We start from the raw sequence: 14,320 nt of genomic DNA, 5'->3' as shown, positions 1-14,320 counted from the left end.
CCCGGCTCAGGTCTTCTTGCGGAACTTGGCCACCGCCAGCGGCGCCGTCACGGCCGTGATCACCAGCGACCAGCCGAGGGTCATCCACACCGAGTGGGCGACCGGGCCGCCGTTGATCAGGGCCCGGGCGGCGTCGGCGAGGTTGGACAGCGGGTTGTAGTCGGTGAAGGTCTCCAGCCAGCCGGGCATCGAGGTCGGCGGGGCGAAGATCGACGAGCCGAACTGCAGCGGCATCAGGACCAGCATCGCCATGCCCTGGACGGCCTGGGCGGTCTTCATGGTGAGACCGAGCAGGATGAAGATCCACATCAGCGACGCCCCGAAGACCATCGAGAGACCGATCGCGGCGAAGAGGTGCAGGACCGAGGTCTGGATCTCCAGGCCGAGCAGGAAGCCCATGCCGAGCAGGATCGCGGTGGCGATCAGCATCCGGCCGACCTCGACGACGATCTTCGCGATCAGGACGGAGGACCGGGCGATCGGCATCGTCCGGAACCGGTCCATGACCCCCTTCTTGAAGTCGTCGTTGATGCCGACGCCGACGGCCATCGCGATGTTCATGCCCATCATCGCCATCAGGCCGGGGGTCACGTAGTTGACGTACGCGTCGTTGTTGCCCTTGCCGGCGATGGCGCCGCCGAAGACGTACACGAACAGCAGGATGAAGATGATCGGCATCATCACGGCGTCGAACATCGACTCCGGGTCCTGCTTGATCTGCAGGGCGTTGCGGCGGGCCAGGGCGCTGATGTGGCGCAGGTTGCCGCGCAGGCCTATCCGGCCCTCGGCGACGGGGCCGCGCCGTGCCGGCGCCGGACTCGGCGTGCCGACGGGGGACTTGGTGACCGTGGTCGTGCTCATGCGGCGACCTCCTCGTGGGTCTCGACGGAATCGGCGGTCTTCTCGCCGGTGATGGCGAGGAACACCTCGTCCAGGCTGGGCAGATGGGTGCCGATGTGGGCGATGCCGAAACCGCGGGCGCCGAGCAGGCCCACGACGGCCGTCAGCTGCTCGTCGGTGAGGATCGGCACGTACAGCGCGCCCTCGTCGGCCACGACCGTCGCGCCGGCGATCCCGTCGAGCCCGGTCTCGCGGAGCGCGGCGGCCATCTCCGGCAGCCGGTCCGGGTCCACCGGGCGGACCTTCAGGGTCCGGCCGCCGACCTTGGCCTTCAGTTCGTCCACCCCGCCCCGGGCGATGACCTTGCCCCGGTCTATGACGGTCAGCTCGCTCGCGAGCTGCTCCGCCTCCTCCATGTACTGGGTGGTGAGGAGGACGGTGACGCCCTCGGAGACCATCCGCTGAACCTCGTCCCACACCTCGTTGCGGGTGCGGGGGTCGAGGCCGGTGGTCGGCTCGTCCAGGTAGAGGACGGCCGGCCGGCCGATCATCGAGGCGGCGAGGTCGAGGCGGCGCCGCATGCCGCCGGAGTAGGTCATCGCGGGCCGCTTGGCGGCGTCGGTGAGGGAGAAGCGCTCCAGCATCTCGTCCGCGCGGCGGCGGGCGTCGGAGCGGGAGAGGTCGAGCAGCCGCCCGATCATGTACAGGTTCTCCCAGCCGGACAGCTTCTCGTCGACCGAGGCGTACTGACCGGTGAGTCCTATGGTGCGGCGCAGCTGGCGGGGGTGCTTCACCACGTCGTACCCGGCGACGGTGGCGTGCCCGGCATCCGGGACCAGCAGGGTGGACAGACAGCGGACGAGGGTGGTCTTCCCCGCGCCGTTCGGCCCGAGCACACCGAGGACGGTGCCCTCCTGGACGTCCAGGTCGACCCCGTCGAGGGCCTTGGTGTCGCCGAAGTGCTTCACGAGGCCCCGGACCTCGATGGCGTTGGTGTGTGATCGCGTCATGTCCACCACTAGACCAGCCGCCACCGACAATCCCCCGACAGACGGCCGACAGCCCCGCCGACATCGGTCGGCGGGGCTGTCGGCCGTCTGTCGGCACGGGGCCGGAGGCGGTCAGTAGGCCGAGGTGTTGCCCCACTGCGAGCTGTCGGAGTTCGAGCTGTTGTTGGCCACGCCCTCGGCGTACGAGGTGTAGCCGGCGTCGTTGAGCATCGCGGTGTAGCAGTAGTACTGGCCGAGGCCCGAGTCCCAGAGGGCGCCGCTGATGCAGTGGCCGGAGTACGTGTTGGTCTCCTGGCGGAAGGTGGACCCGTCCACCTGCGACCCGTTGGAGTAGACGCGGGACCAGACCGTGCGGCAGGAGGGGCTGTAGCGCAGCTGGATGGTGCCGACCTGGGCGCCGCTGCGCTGCGCGTACAGCGCGGTGGACTTGGCGGTGTAGGCGTCGGAGGCGCAGCTGGAGGAGGCGGGGTTCTGGAAGTCGTATCCGGAGCCGGCCTGGGCACTGCCCGAGAAGCCGGTGACGAGTGCGATGCCGGCGGCGGTGGTGACCGCGGCGCGCTTGAGGGTGGGGGAGATGCGCAAGACGTCCTCCGGTGCGGTGGGAGCGGTGTGCGGGGTGCGGTGCGACCGTTCCACGCGCCGGATCCGCCGGACAACGGGTTCCCGTCCCGATCCACGTCCCGTGCGGTCCCGGGACGGGGCGCGGGACCGCACGGGACGTCGTACGGGACGGGACGGGACGGGACGACGAACGGCCGGGACCCGTGGGAACGGGCCCCGGCCGCCGGATGCGGGGACAGGGGTCCCCGTGCCGCACGACCTAGTGGAAGGTGTGCTCCTCGGCGGGGAACGCCCCGCCGCTGACGTCCTCGGCGAAGGCGCGCGCGGCGTCGCCGAGCGTCTCGCGGAGGTTGGCGTACTGCTTGGTGAAGCGCGGGACCTTGCCGCCGGTCAGGCCGGCCATGTCGGTCCAGACGAGGACCTGGGCGTCGGTGCCGGGGCCCGCCCCGATGCCGACGGTCGGGATGTGCAGCGAGCGGGTGACCTCGGCGGCCAGCTCGGCCGGCACCAGCTCCAGGACGACCGCGAACGCGCCCGCGTCCTGCGCCGCCTTGGCGTCGCGGAGCAGCTTGTGCGCGGCTTCGTCGGAACGGCCCTGCACCCGGTAGCCCATGGTGTTCACGGACTGCGGGGTGAGGCCCAGGTGGGACATGACGGGGATGCCGGCCTGGACGAGCAGCTCGGTCTGCGGCAGCGAACGCTCGCCGCCCTCCAGCTTGATCGCCCCGACGCCGGCGTCCTTCACGAGCCGGGTGGCGTTGCGCAGGGCCTGGACGGGCCCTTCCTGGTACGAACCGAAGGGGAGGTCGCCGACCACGAGGGCGCGCCGGGTGCCCCGGACGACGGCGGCGGAGAGCAGGGTCATCTCGTCCATCGTGACGGGCACGGTGGTGTCGTAACCGAGGTGACAGTTGCCCATGGAGTCGCCGACGAGGATCACCGGGATGCCGGCCTCGTCGAAGACCGAGGCGGTCATGGCGTCGTAGGCGGTGAGCATGGGCCACTTCTCGCCACGGGTCTTGGCGGCGGCGATGTCGTGGACGGTGAGACGGCGCGTGCCCTTGCCGCCGTACAGCGCCTTGCTGCTGTCGGCGGGCGGATTCTGGGCAGCCTGAAGCGTCATGGTGCACGGCTCCTTGTGTCATCTCGAGGCGCCCTGACGGCGTCCCCGGACCACATCCATGGTGGCACTTCGCCGGGCGGACGGGGAAGTGGGCCGGAGTGGTGCTGTTCACACCGGCGCGTCACGCGGGCGCGGCATGCGCGGGCGGCATACGCGCGCGTCACGCGTACGCGTCACGCGCGGGGCTCTTCGTGAGGCCTCTGTGTAAAGCCTCCGTCATCTTTTTCGATACGAGACGGTCTCGTATCGAAATAACTCTAGGGTGGTGCTCATGCCACAGCCGTCCACCGCACCCACCGCGCCCGCCGCGCCCCGCATACCCGAGGCCGTCCACCGGCGCCGCTGGGCCGTCCTCGGCGTCCTGATGCTCAGCCTGCTGATCGTCGTCCTCGACAACTCGATCCTGAACGTCGCCGTCAAGACGATCGCTGCCCCCGCCCCCACCGGCATCGGCGCCACCCAGAGCGAGCTGGAGTGGTCGATCAACTCCTACACGCTCGTCTTCGCCGGCCTCCTCTTCACCTCCGGCCTGCTCGGCGACCGCCTCGGCCGCAAGAAGGTGCTGCTCTTCGGCATCACCGTCTTCGGTATCGGCTCCGCCCTCGCCGCGATGTCCGGATCCCCGGGCGAGCTCATCGCCTTCCGGGCCCTCATGGGCCTCGGCGCGGCCTTCGTCATGCCCGCCACCCTCGCCGTCCTCATGAACGTCTTCGAGCGCGACGAGCAGCCCAAGGCCATCGGCATCTGGGCCGGCAGCGTCGGCCTCGCCATCGCGATCGGTCCGATCACCGGCGGCATCCTGCTCGAACACTTCTGGTGGGGCTCGATCTTCCTCATCAACGTGCCCGTCGTGATCCTCGCCCTCGCCCTGATGGTCTGGCTCGTCCCCGACTCCCGGGACCCCCTTCCCGGCCGCATCGACATACCCGGCGTACTGCTCTCCGTCGTCGGCCTGGTCCTCCTCGTGTACGGGATCATCCGCGGCGGCGAGCTGGCGGACTTCACCGACCCCACCGTCCTCGCCCCGGTCCTCGGCGGCCTCGCGGTCCTCGTCCTCTTCGTCCTCCACGAGCGGCGCAGCGACCACCCCGCGATCGACATGTCGTACTTCAAGCGGCCCGCGTTCTCCGCCGCCGTGGCCGCCATCGCGCTGGTCTTCTTCGCGCTGATGGGCGTGACCTTCTTCTCCGCCTTCTACCTGCAGAGCGTCCGCGGCTACAGCGCGCTCCAGTCCGGCCTGCTGATCCTGCCGCTGGCCGTCGCGCAGATGGTGTTCGCGCCCCGGGCCCGGCTCGTCGTCGAACGCTTCGGCGCGCGGGCCGTCTGCACCGTCGGCATGCTGCTCGTCGCCCTCGGCCTGGCGGCCTTCGCCTTCTTCGACGCCGGCACCCCGGTCTGGGTCATGGAGGTCGTCTTCTTCCTCCAGGGCGCGGGCATGGCGCACATCATGCCGCCGGTCACCGTCGCGATCATGCAGGCGCTGCCCCGCGAGAAGGCGGGCTCCGGCTCCGCGATCAACAACACCTTCCGGCAGGTCGGCGGCGCGCTCGGCGTGGCCGTCCTCGGCTCGCTGCTCTCCTCCACCTACCGGGGGGAGATCGAGGGACACCTCGGCGCCGTGCCGGCCGCCCTGCGCGACACGGCGGGCGAGTCCGTCGAGGCGACGCTCGCGGTCGCGGAGAAGCTCGGCCCGGCGGGCCGGGGCCTGGTGGCCCCCGCGTACGACGCCTTCCTGAGCGCCATGCACGTCACGGCGATCGCCTCCGCCGTGATCGGCGTCGTCGGCGCGGTCGTGGTCGCGCTCTTCCTCCCGGGCCGCGCCCCGGCGCAGACCGCCGCACCGGCCGTTCCCGGCCACGAGGGCGAGGCCCGGCGGGGCTCGGTCCCCGCGCCCGGCGCAGAGGCGGGAGAATCGGCCCGACGGTAGTCGTCCGAACGAGAGGTGGAGCGCACGTGTCGCGGCAGGACGGCGGGACCCAGCAACCCCACGATGCCCGATACCCGGTCCCGGCACCGTGCGGAGTCGTGACGCCGGGGTCGAGGCCGGTGCCGGGGGCGGGCCCGGGGGCCATGGCCTCCGGCCCCGCGGACCCCGCCCACGCCCCCCACGCCCGGCGCGGCCGGCCGCGCAGCGAGGGCGTCGAGCAGGCCGTCTTCGACGCCGTCGTCGGGCTCCTCGACGACGGCGCTCCGCTCGCCGAACTGTCCATCGAGCGGATCGCCCGTACCGCCGGGGTCGGCAAGGCCACCATCTACCGGCGCTGGGCCGGCAAGGAGGAGCTCTTCGTCGACCTGCTCCGCTCGGTGGAGCCCCCGGACCCGGTACTGCCCGGCACCTCGGTACGGGACGACCTCATCGCCCTCCTGGAGTCCATGCGCGAACGCGGTCTCGCCAAGCGGAACTCCGCGCTGCTCCACAACGTGTTCGCGCAGATGCAGCTGTACCCGAAGCTGTGGGACGCGTACCACCTCACCGTCATCGAACCGCGCCGCCGCCTCGGCCTGGACGCCGTCCGCCGCGGCATGGAACGGGGGGAGATCCGGGCCGGGCTCGACGTCGAGTTCGTCAACGACCTCCTCACCGGCCCGCTGCTCCTGCGCACCGTCATCCGCCCCGGCTCCCCCCTGGAGCCCGGCCTCGCCGAGCGGGTCGTCGACACCGTCCTGGAAGGCCTCCGCCCGCGCGACTGATCCCCGCGCGCCCGCTCCGCACGGCCGGTCCCGCCCCGCGCCGGCACGGACCCGTACGAATGTGCGCGTTCTGTCACAGCCCGCCCGTACGCACCACCTGCAGGAACCCGCCACGCCGCCGTGTCGTCCCTGGGGGAGTACGACGGACCCGTCATCGCCTAGTGTCGACGTCGGGTCACGGAGCAACGCAGCACGGCAAGACGGCACGGCAGCAAGGCAGTGAGGACAGTGCGATGGCGCGGGTGGACATGACGGAGACCGAGCAGGGCGGCACCGGGAACGAGCCTCCCGCCTCCCGCTTCCGGACCGCCCGCGACCGGCTCCGCGGCGACCGCGGGATCTGGCGCCGGGGCATCGTGATCGCCGCCTGCGCGGTGGCCCTCACCCTGCTGATGGTCTTCCACTCCGACATCCCCAACCGGATCGGCAACCTGGGCAGCCTGACCGAGACCTTCCTGCCCTGGCTGGGCCTCCTGGTGCCCCTGCTGCTCGTCCTCGCCCTGGTACGCCGCTCCGCCACCGCCCTGATCGCCCTGCTGCTCCCGGCCGTGGTGTGGCTGAACCTCTTCGGCGGGCTCGTCGCCGACAAGTCCTCCGCCGGCGGTGACCTGACGGTCGCCACCCACAACGTGAACGCCGACAACCCGGACCCCGCGGGCACCGCCCGGCAGCTCGCCGCGTCCGGCGCCGACGTCCTGGCCCTGGAGGAACTCAAGGGCGACATGGTCCCGGCGTACGAGAAGGGCCTGGCGAAGGAGTACCCGTACCACTCCGTCCAGGGCACCGTCGGGCTCTGGAGCAAGCTGCCCCTGCGCGCCGCGCAGCCCGTCGACATCCGGATGGGCTGGACCCGCGCGATGCGCGCCACCGTCGTCACTCCGAAGGGCGAGATCGCGGTGTACGTCGCCCACCTGCCGTCCGTACGGGTCAAGCTGAACGCCGGCTTCACCGCCAACCAGCGCGACAGCAGCGCGAACGCCCTCGGCGAGGCCATCGCCCACGACCCGCACGAGCGGATCGTCCTCCTCGGCGACCTCAACGGCACCATGAACGACCGCGCCCTGCGCGCCGTCACCTCGCAGCTCCGCTCCACCCAGGGCGCGGCGGGCGACGGCTTCGGCTTCAGCTGGCCGGCCTCGTTCCCGATGGCCCGCATCGACCAGATCATGGTCAAGGGCGTCGAGCCGATGTCGTCCTGGGCGCTGTCGGCGACGGAGAGCGACCACCTTCCGGTCGCCGCCCGCGTCCGTCTCTGAGCGCCCCGGGGCCTGTCCTTCGGATCAGGCCCTACCGGACCGCCGGGCCCGGGTCAGCCGGACGGTGTCTCCCGCCAGCGGTTCGTGATCGGCAGGCGCCGGTCCTTGCCGAAGCCCTTCGCCGAGATCTTCGTGCCCGGCGGGTACTGGCGCCGCTTGTACTCCGCCGTGTCCACCATCCGCAGCGTCCGCGTCACCAGCTCCTCGTCGAAACCGGCCGCCACGATGGCGTCCTTGCCGAGGTCCTGGTCCACGTACAGGGCGAGGAGCGCGTCCAGCACCTCGTAGTCCGGCAGCGAGTCCGTGTCCACCTGCCCCGGGCGCAGTTCGGCGCTCGGCGGCTTGCTGATCGAGGCCTCCGGGATCGGCGGGGTCTGCCCGCGCTCCTCCGCCGCCCGGTTCCGCCAGCGCGCGAGCCGGAACACGGTCGACTTGTAGACGTCCTTGATGGGGCCGAAGGCGCCGACGGAGTCCCCGTACAGCGTCGAGTACCCCACCGCCAGTTCGGACTTGTTGCCCGGCGCCAGGACGATCTGGCCCTCCTGGTTGGAGATCGCCATCAGCGTCGTCCCGCGCAGCCGCGACTGGAGGTTCTCCTCCGCGAGGCCGGTGAGACCGAGCGCCCCCATGTACGCGTCGAACATCGGCTCGATCGACACCGTGCGGTAGTGCAGCCCGGTCCGGCGGGCCAGCTCGGCCGCGTCGTCGCGCGAGTGGTCGGAGGAGTACTTGGAGGGCATCGACACCCCGTACACCTGGTCCGCACCGAGCGCGTCGCAGGCGATGGCCGCGACGAGCGCCGAGTCGATGCCGCCGGAAAGCCCGACGAGCACCGAGCGGAAACCGTTCTTCGCGACATAGGCGCGGACCCCGATCACCAGCGCGGAGTACACCTCCTCGTCGTCGTCGAGCCGGTGCGCCCAACCGCCCGTCAGCTCCGGCTCGTACGCCGGCAGCGGCTCCTCGGACAGCACCACGCGGTCGATCCGCAGCCCGTCGTCCACGACGCCCTCGGGTGCCTCGGCGTCCGCCGCGGGCAGCTCCAGGTCGAGGATCACGCTGCCCTCGACGAACTGCGGCGCCCGCGCGATCACCTCGCCCTCGGCGTCGACGACGATCGAGTCGCCGTCGAAGACCAGCTCGTCCTGACCGCCCGTCATCGCCAGGTACGCGGTCACGCACCCCGCCTCGCGGGCCCGCCCGCGGACCAGGTCGAGCCGTGAGTCGTCCTTGTTCCGCTCGTACGGCGAGGCGTTGACCGAGAGCAGCAGCCCCGCCCGCGCGCTGCGCGCCGCCGGGACCCGGCCGCCGTCCTGCCACAGGTCCTCGCAGATCGCCAGGGCCACGTCGACGCCGTGCACCCGCACGACCGGCAGCGTGTCGCCCGGCACGAAGTAGCGGTACTCGTCGAAGACGCCGTAGTTGGGGAGGTGGTGCTTGGCGAAGCGCAGCACCACCTCGCCGCGGTGCAGCACGGCGGCGGCGTTCTCCGGCGAACCGGCCGGCCGGCCGAGCCTCGGGACGTCCCGCTCGGAGCGGTCCAGATAGCCGACGACGACCGGCACCTCCCCGAACCCCTCGTCGGCGAGCCGCCGGGCGAGACCGCGCAGGGCCGCGCGGGACGCCTCCACGAAGGAGGAGCGCAGCGCGAGGTCCTCGACGGGATATCCGGTCAGCGCCATCTCGGGGAACGCGACGAGATGCGCGCCCTGTCCGGCGGCGTGCCGGGTCCAGTGCACGATCGCCTCGGCGTTCCCGGCGATGTCTCCGACGGTCGAGTCGATCTGATTCAGGGCGAGGCGTAGTTGAGGCACCCGCCCAGTGTAATCGTCAGACCGACGCTATGTCCTGGGACGCGGGAAACCGAATGTCCCGGGACCCGAGGATCCGAATGTCCCGGACACGGGAGTCCGGATCCCGGACCGCCGACATGCGGGCCCGTCCCGCCCCGCTGATCATGTCCTCATGACGACCACTGACGACCCGGCAGAGTCGGCACGGCCCACCGCGACCGACTCGGCGGCCTCCCACGACGACGGCACCAAGAGGCAGTTCATCTCCTGGCTGACCCTCGCCTTCATGACCACCGCGTCCGTCGCCAGCCTGCGGCCCTCGCCGGCCATGGCCATCTACGGCCTCGCCGCGATCTTCCTGTACCTGCTCCCGGCCATCGTCTTCCTGCTCCCCACCGCCCTCGTCGGCGCCGAGCTGGCCTCCGGCTGGAACGGCGGCATCTACCGCTGGGTGAGCGAGGCGCTCGGCAAGCCGCTCGGCTTCCTCGCGGTCTGGTGCCAGTTCGCCATGACCATCGCGTACTACCCGAGCCTCCTCGCGTACGTCGCCTCGACCTTCGCGTACGTCATCGACCCCTCCCTCGCCGAGAACGGCCTCTACGTCGCGATCGTCATCATCGTCATCTACTGGTCCGGGGTCCTGGTCTCCTCGCGCGGTACGAAGACGATCGCCGGCCTCTCCTCCTTCGGCCTGATCATCGGCACCCTCATCCCCGGCGTGCTGCTCGTCGTCCTCGGCATGGTCTTCCTCGGCCAGGGCAACCCGTCCGCGCAGCCCATGAGCGCCGACCACTGGCTGCCGCCGTGGACCGGCCTCGCCAGCCTGGTCCTCATCGTCAACAACTTCCTGTCCTACGCGGGCATGGAGATGAACGGCGTCCATGTGTCCTCGCTGCGCGACCCCAAGCGCGAGTACCCGAAGTCGATGTTCCTGGCGACCGGCCTCGTCCTGCTGATCTTCATCCTCCCGGCCCTGGCCATCGCCTGGGTCATGCCCTCGGAGCAGCTCAGCCTCACCGCCGGGCTGATGCAGGCCTTCCAGGCCTTCTTCGACCACTTCTCCATCGGCTGGATGACCAAGGTCGTCGGCATCATGCTGGTCTGCGCCGCCCTCGGCGGCATGCTCACCTGGCTCGCCGGACCCGCCAAGGGCCTGGTCCTGCTCTCCCGTCAGGAGGGCTACCTGCCGCCCGCGCTGCAGAAGTTCAACAAGGACGGCGCCCCGCAGAACATCATGATCGCGCAGGGTGTCGTCACCACCCTGATCGGCATCCTCTACGCGTTCAGCGACAACGTCTCCAGCGCCTACTGGATGTTCTCCGTCATCACCGTGCAGATCTACCTGATCGCGTACCTGCTGATGTTCGTGGCCGTCGTCAAGCTCCGCAGGACCCAGCCCGGCGTCGAACGCGGCTTCCGCGTCCCCGCCGTCGCATGGGTCGCCGGCGTCGGCTTCGTCGCCTCGGTCGCCGCGCTCGTCATCGGCTTCGTCCCGCCGGACCAGTTCGGCGACCAGCCCCTCTGGCGCTATCTGCTGATCGTCGGCGGTGGCCTGCTGCTCCTCGGCATCGTCATCCCGGCCGCGCTCCTCAAGTACCGCAAGCCCGGCTGGGTCCACCCGGACCACCGGGAACCTTCCTCCGCGCCCTAGCGTTCGAGCCGGTATGTCCAGGAGTGTCACGCGTACGGCCGCCGTTCTGCTGGCCCTCGGCGCGCTCGCGTACACCGCCTGGGTCCTCGAAGTCCTCGTCCGGACCGGGCTCGACCCGGTCCGGACGTACGTCTCCGAACTCGCGGCGGCGGACCAGCCGCTCGGCGGCCTGTTCAGGGCGACCGACCTGGCGGCCGGGGCGCTGGTGCTGGCGGGGGCGGTGGTGGGCGCCTGGGGGACCCTCACCAGCACCTCCCGCCCCACCCGCGACCCCTGGGAGGCCGTCGGCTGGGTCGCCCTCGCCGTCTTCGGCGCCGCCACCGTCGCCGACTCCCGCCTCCCCGATCCCCGCCGCGCTCGGCCCCGCCGTCCGCCGCGCGGCCGTGCGCCACGACCCGGCCCCCACCGCCCTGATCCGCCGGGTCTACGGCACCTCACGGGTGCTGCGCGGCGCCCTCCTGGAGAACGCCCACTACGGGGCCGTGGCCGCCGGACTCCTCGCCCTGCGCGCCACGCACCCGCTCCCGCCGGGCCTCCCCGTCACCGTCCTCGCCGCCCCTGACGGCTCCGCCCGCTGGGAGCGGCGCCAACGCGCGCTGGCCCGCCGGCTCGGCGCCCGCTACGAGGCGGCCGTGCCGTCGGGCCATCTGGTCATGCTCGACCGCCCGGACGCGGTGGTCCGGGCGGTCCTGCGCACGGGTCAGGAAGCGGCGTAGACGCTCGCGCAGAACGCCTTGATCTGCTCGTCCGACAGATGCTGGGCCAGATCGGCCTCGCTGATCATGCCGACGAGCCTCTTGCCCTCGATGACGGGGAGCCGGCGGATCTGGTGGCTCTGCATCTCCTCCAGGACGGCGCCGACGTCCGCGCTCGCCGCGACCCAGCGCGGGGTGCCCTTCGCCATCTCGCCACAGGTGACCTTGGCCGGGTCGTGCCCCATGGCCACACAGCCGACCACGATGTCGCGGTCCGTGAGGATGCCGCAGAGACGTTCGTTCTCGTCGGCGATGGGCAGTGCGCCCACGTTCAGATTGCGCATCAGCTGGGCGGCGCGGTCGAGCGTCTCGTGTGCCGGGATCCACTGGGCCCCGGGGTGCATGATGTCCTTCGCCGTGGTCATGAGGTGCGTACCTTTCGTCGAACGCGGTCACACGTACGTCCCCGAGCCCACTCATTGTCGGCGCACGACGAGGCCCCCGCGACCGCAGGGGTCACGGGGGCCGTGAACGTCTTACGCCCAGCCGCGGAGCCTCACGTGGTGGCAGGGCTCACGCGGTGCCGGGCCTCAGCCGGCGTGACGCCTCACGCCGCGCCGCGCTTCTTGAGCATGTCCGCCATCAGCAGCATCTCGGACTTCTGCGCGTCGACCATGCCCTGCGCCAGGTTCCGCTCGATGTCCACCGAGCACTTCTGGACACAGCCCTCGGCCATGTGGACCCCGCCCTTGTGGTGCGCGGTCATGAGCTGCAGATACAGGATCTCGGCCTCGCGGCCGCTCGCCTTCCGCAACTGGTCCAGCTGCGCGTTGGTCGCCATGCCCGGCATCAGGGCCCCGTCGAGGGGACCCGTGTCGCCGGAACCGCCCATGCCCATCCAGGTCATCGGCTCGACGCCGGACTCGGTCTTGGGCAGCCCCCACAGGTCGAGCCAGCCGAGCATCATGCCCCGCTGGTTGGCCTGGGTGTTGGCGATGTCGTACGCCAGCCGGCGCACCTCCTCGTCCTGGGTGCGGTCCCGGACGATGAACGACATCTCGACGGCCTGCTGGTGGTGGACCGACATGTCCCGGGCGAAGCCGGCGTCGGCGGAGAGGGAGGCGGGCGTGCCCGGCGCCTCGTCGCGCTCGGCCGAGGCGACGGTGACGGCGCCCCCGGCGAAGAGCAGCGCGAGCGCGACGGCGGTGACCGCCGCCCACCGCGTCCGGTCCGACCGCCGGGCCGGGGGCGTCAGGACGTCCTCGTCGGCGGCGCTCACTGGTCGAGCCCGCCGCTGCAGGCCGCGCCGGGCTCGGGGGTCTGCGGACCCTGGACGTACTTCGTGAAGAAGGCGTCGATACGGGGGTCGCTCGCGTTGTCCACGGTGACCTGCTTGCCCCAGGCGGACAGCATGATCGCCCCGGCCTGGTCGTCCACGGGGCTCATCAGCGTGTACTTGGTCTTGGCGACCTTGTCTTCCAGCTTCTTCACGTCGTCGGCGGCGGCCTTCTTGTTGTACGTCACCCAGACGGCGCCGTGCTCCAGGGAGTGCACCGCGTTCACCTCGGGGAGGGCCTTCTTGTAGACCACGCCGTCGCAGTTCATCCAGACCGGGTTGTGGTCGCCGCCGACCGGCGGCTTCATGTCGTACTTCACGGCCTTCTCGACGTGGTTGCGGCCGAGCTTCGCCGCGTCCCAGGACTTCTCGGCCGTGATGGGGGCCTTCGCGGCGGCGTCCTTCTGGTCCTGCTCGTCGGACTTCTTCATCAGCACGAAGCTGCCGAAGCCGACGAGACCAAGGACGACGACGCCCGAGATGCCGATCGTGAGGAAGCGGTTGCGGCGCTCACGGGCCTGCTCGGCGCGGCGCATCTCCTCTATTCGGGCGCGGCGGTCGGCGGTGGCGGAGCGGTTGGCGGCCATGGTGATGTCGTCCTTCTCGGGGTGGGGTGGAGTTCGGGGCTGGACGTGCGGGGGCGGGACGCCCGCCGCCGCTACGTCCGGAGAACTTGAAGGACGTGCAGGTCCGGCGCGCGGGGCTGGGCGCCGGTGCGGCCCGCCGGGTCGTCGGCGGGCGGCGGGAAGAGGCGCGGGAGCCCGCCCTCCGCGTGCAGCGGGGGGTCGAGCGGGGGCGCGCTGAGCACCGCGGGGGAGAGCGAGGGGAAGAGCGAGCAGCCGCCGCGGTCGTAGGGGCAGATGTACTCGCCGACGGGGGTGCCGGCCGCGGCGGAGGTTGCGGCCGTCGTCCGTACGGTCCCCTCGGTCCGTACGGTTCCCGCGGCCTGTGAAGTCCCTCCGGCGGCGGGCTCCGGATGATGGTTCCCGGAGTCGGGCCCGGCCCCCAGACAGAAGAAGAGCGCGGCGAGGAGCGTCGCCACGGCACTCACCAGTGCCATGGGACGCGCGTGCCGGGACGGGCGTACGAGCCGTGTGGCCCCCATGGGCGCAGATCGTAGTGGGCGCGGACGCTCTGTGGGCCGAATGGGGTACCACTCGGTACCGACGGGCGGGCGGCGGAAGGGCGAGCGGACACCCGGAGCACAGCTGCCGGACACCCGGGCGCGGCAGGATTCGCGTTACCTGAGTCACACCCGAGCAGGCACTATGGGTGTGCAACGTGTGCGAAACCATGTGGTGGGATGCTCAGGTGCCCCCCCGACGTTGCCCGAGGCGGTGGGAACAGGCGGCCTGACCAGCGAG

14 protein-coding genes and 1 pseudogene are annotated in these 14,320 nt (G+C 71.4%); 6 read left to right on the top strand and 9 right to left on the bottom strand.

Annotated elements, in window-relative coordinates:
• Window positions 1-6 precede the first annotated feature (6 nt).
• From V4Y03_RS09035 to panB, 4 genes are all read right to left on the bottom strand, one after another.
• A complete protein-coding gene (locus V4Y03_RS09035; protein WP_317875355.1) occupies window positions 7-861 on the bottom strand; it encodes an ABC transporter permease in 855 nt (284 codons plus the stop codon).
• Entirely contained in the window at window positions 858-1,850 is a 993-nt protein-coding gene (locus tag V4Y03_RS09030; RefSeq protein ID WP_317875356.1) for an ATP-binding cassette domain-containing protein, read from the bottom strand. The genes V4Y03_RS09035 and V4Y03_RS09030 overlap by 4 nt, the downstream gene beginning before the upstream one ends.
• Before the next feature lie 111 nt (window positions 1,851-1,961).
• Window positions 1,962-2,486 (bottom strand): DUF2690 domain-containing protein, encoded by a 525-nt coding sequence (locus V4Y03_RS09025; protein WP_332434578.1) that lies wholly within the window; start codon window positions 2,484-2,486, stop codon window positions 1,962-1,964.
• Between the two features lie 184 nt (window positions 2,487-2,670).
• Window positions 2,671-3,534 carry a 3-methyl-2-oxobutanoate hydroxymethyltransferase gene (panB, locus tag V4Y03_RS09020; RefSeq protein ID WP_317875358.1) on the bottom strand — a complete coding sequence of 288 codons (864 nt, stop codon included), beginning with the start codon at window positions 3,532-3,534 and terminating at the stop codon, window positions 2,671-2,673.
• Window positions 3,535-3,805: 271 nt separating this feature from the next.
• Between panB and V4Y03_RS09015 the strand changes: the two genes are divergently transcribed.
• The 3 genes from V4Y03_RS09015 to V4Y03_RS09005 all read left to right on the top strand — a co-directional run bounded on the left by V4Y03_RS09015 (window position 3,806) and on the right by V4Y03_RS09005 (window position 7,481).
• The gene (locus tag V4Y03_RS09015) at window positions 3,806-5,461 is read left to right on the top strand and encodes an MFS transporter (protein WP_332434577.1); all 1,656 of its coding nucleotides are present in this window, start codon (window positions 3,806-3,808) and stop codon (window positions 5,459-5,461) included.
• Window positions 5,462-5,604: 143 nt separating this feature from the next.
• Window positions 5,605-6,225, top strand: coding sequence for a TetR/AcrR family transcriptional regulator (locus V4Y03_RS09010; RefSeq protein WP_332434576.1), 621 nt, complete (start codon window positions 5,605-5,607; stop codon window positions 6,223-6,225).
• Window positions 6,226-6,458: 233 nt separating this feature from the next.
• A complete protein-coding gene (locus tag V4Y03_RS09005; RefSeq protein ID WP_332434575.1) occupies window positions 6,459-7,481 on the top strand; it encodes an endonuclease/exonuclease/phosphatase family protein in 1,023 nt (340 codons plus the stop codon).
• Window positions 7,482-7,534: 53 nt separating this feature from the next.
• On the opposite strand, the gene V4Y03_RS09000 is transcribed toward V4Y03_RS09005, so the two are convergent.
• Window positions 7,535-9,295, bottom strand: coding sequence for an NAD+ synthase (locus V4Y03_RS09000; protein ID WP_332434574.1), 1,761 nt, complete (start codon window positions 9,293-9,295; stop codon window positions 7,535-7,537).
• Window positions 9,296-9,446: 151 nt separating this feature from the next.
• Between V4Y03_RS09000 and V4Y03_RS08995 the strand changes: the two genes are divergently transcribed.
• The 3 genes and pseudogenes from V4Y03_RS08995 to V4Y03_RS08985 all read left to right on the top strand — a co-directional run bounded on the left by V4Y03_RS08995 (window position 9,447) and on the right by V4Y03_RS08985 (window position 11,641).
• The gene (locus tag V4Y03_RS08995; RefSeq protein ID WP_332434573.1) at window positions 9,447-10,925 is read left to right on the top strand and encodes an APC family permease; all 1,479 of its coding nucleotides are present in this window, start codon (window positions 9,447-9,449) and stop codon (window positions 10,923-10,925) included.
• A gap of 13 nt (window positions 10,926-10,938) precedes the next feature.
• A pseudogene (locus V4Y03_RS08990) lies at window positions 10,939-11,268 on the top strand (DUF998 domain-containing protein); the annotation flags it as partial.
• A 40-nt stretch (window positions 11,269-11,308) separates the two neighbouring features.
• On the top strand, window positions 11,309-11,641 hold the full coding sequence (locus V4Y03_RS08985) for a hypothetical protein (protein WP_332437305.1): 333 nt from the start codon (window positions 11,309-11,311) through the stop codon (window positions 11,639-11,641).
• On the opposite strand, the gene V4Y03_RS08980 is transcribed toward V4Y03_RS08985, so the two are convergent.
• From V4Y03_RS08980 to V4Y03_RS08965, 4 genes are all read right to left on the bottom strand, one after another.
• The gene (locus tag V4Y03_RS08980) at window positions 11,626-12,045 is read right to left on the bottom strand and encodes a CBS domain-containing protein (protein ID WP_332434572.1); all 420 of its coding nucleotides are present in this window, start codon (window positions 12,043-12,045) and stop codon (window positions 11,626-11,628) included. The genes V4Y03_RS08985 and V4Y03_RS08980 overlap by 16 nt on opposite strands.
• A 182-nt stretch (window positions 12,046-12,227) precedes the next feature.
• Window positions 12,228-12,875 carry a DUF305 domain-containing protein gene (locus V4Y03_RS08975; protein ID WP_317875368.1) on the bottom strand — a complete coding sequence of 216 codons (648 nt, stop codon included), beginning with the start codon at window positions 12,873-12,875 and terminating at the stop codon, window positions 12,228-12,230.
• Window positions 12,876-12,895: 20 nt separating this feature from the next.
• Window positions 12,896-13,543 (bottom strand): DUF3105 domain-containing protein, encoded by a 648-nt coding sequence (locus V4Y03_RS08970; RefSeq protein ID WP_317875367.1) that lies wholly within the window; start codon window positions 13,541-13,543, stop codon window positions 12,896-12,898.
• A gap of 71 nt (window positions 13,544-13,614) precedes the next feature.
• Entirely contained in the window at window positions 13,615-14,061 is a 447-nt protein-coding gene (locus V4Y03_RS08965) for a hypothetical protein (RefSeq protein WP_332434571.1), read from the bottom strand.
• Between the last annotated feature and the right edge of the window lie 259 nt (window positions 14,062-14,320).

The organism is Streptomyces sp. P9-A4, assembly GCF_036634195.1.
Taxonomy (GTDB): Bacteria; Actinomycetota; Actinomycetes; order Streptomycetales; family Streptomycetaceae; genus Streptomyces.
Note: the sequence above shows the minus strand (reverse complement) of the source record. Positions and strands in the feature narration are given on the sequence as shown.

Bases quoted from the DNA above. Each gene is read 5' to 3' on its own strand.
- V4Y03_RS09035 (WP_317875355.1), bottom strand. From the start codon at position 861: ATGAGCACGACCACGGTCACCAAGTCCCCCGTCGGCACGCCGAGTCCG.
- V4Y03_RS09030 (WP_317875356.1), bottom strand. From the start codon at position 1,850: ATGACGCGATCACACACCAACGCCATCGAGGTCCGGGGCCTCGTGAAG.
- panB (WP_317875358.1), bottom strand. From the start codon at position 3,534: ATGACGCTTCAGGCTGCCCAGAATCCGCCCGCCGACAGCAGCAAGGCG.
- V4Y03_RS09015 (WP_332434577.1), top strand. From the start codon at position 3,806: ATGCCACAGCCGTCCACCGCACCCACCGCGCCCGCCGCGCCCCGCATA.
- V4Y03_RS09010 (WP_332434576.1), top strand. From the start codon at position 5,605: ATGGCCTCCGGCCCCGCGGACCCCGCCCACGCCCCCCACGCCCGGCGC.
- V4Y03_RS09005 (WP_332434575.1), top strand. From the start codon at position 6,459: ATGGCGCGGGTGGACATGACGGAGACCGAGCAGGGCGGCACCGGGAAC.
- V4Y03_RS08995 (WP_332434573.1), top strand. From the start codon at position 9,447: ATGACGACCACTGACGACCCGGCAGAGTCGGCACGGCCCACCGCGACC.
- V4Y03_RS08980 (WP_332434572.1), bottom strand. From the start codon at position 12,045: ATGACCACGGCGAAGGACATCATGCACCCCGGGGCCCAGTGGATCCCG.
- V4Y03_RS08970 (WP_317875367.1), bottom strand. From the start codon at position 13,543: ATGGCCGCCAACCGCTCCGCCACCGCCGACCGCCGCGCCCGAATAGAG.
- V4Y03_RS08965 (WP_332434571.1), bottom strand. From the start codon at position 14,061: ATGGGGGCCACACGGCTCGTACGCCCGTCCCGGCACGCGCGTCCCATG.